The following is a 588-nucleotide window of genomic DNA, read 5'->3' on the forward strand; positions in this document are numbered from 1 at the left end:
TATGATCTTCCGGCGAGCCGTGAGAGAAGTTCATACGTACGACGTTTGCGCCCGCGGCGATAACCTTCTCAAGGTTGTTATCGCGGTCAGTTGCCGGGCCTAACGTGGTAACGATTTTGGTTCTGCGAAGCCTTCTGGACATGTAATACTCCGTTGACTAAAACAACTTGGTGTTGCGTGAACATTGATCCGGTCGTTCTGAAACCTTAACGGTATAAAATGAACATTCCCGGATGACGAATAGGGTAGAACATTGTTATTGCTTTTAGCGGCCATCACTCCTGGAGAGTAATTCTTTATCAAAACGCGATTCCTTGAGCGCTTCCTTGACACGCTTCAAGTTATCTCTGAATTTTGCCCCGCGACGCAAAGTAAATCCCGTTGCCAGCACATCTATCACGGTCAGTTGAGCAAGTCGAGAGACCATGGGCATATAAATGTCAGTATCTTCCGGTACGTCGAGGGTAATGGCCAGCGTGGCTTCGCGCGCCAGTGGCGTTCCTGCGGAAGTTAGGGCAATCACCATCGCGTCGTTTTCCCGCGCCAACTGCGCCAGTTCCACCAGACTCTTGGTTCTGCCAGTATGCG

Annotated in this window: 2 protein-coding genes; both read right to left on the reverse strand. The window is 50.5% G+C overall.

Annotation, left to right across the window (positions count from 1 at the left end):
• A partial coding sequence (locus tag F7Q90_RS25850; RefSeq protein WP_170283820.1) for a pyruvate kinase occupies positions 1-142 on the reverse strand: 142 nt, incomplete at its 3' end.
• Between the two features lie 123 nt (positions 143-265).
• Positions 266-588, reverse strand: a 323-nt coding sequence (locus F7Q90_RS25855) for an SIS domain-containing protein (RefSeq protein WP_151161178.1), incomplete at its 5' end; no start/stop codon positions are given.

This window comes from Pantoea stewartii subsp. stewartii (genome assembly GCF_008801695.1).
GTDB lineage: Bacteria > Pseudomonadota > Gammaproteobacteria > Enterobacterales > Enterobacteriaceae > Pantoea > Pantoea stewartii.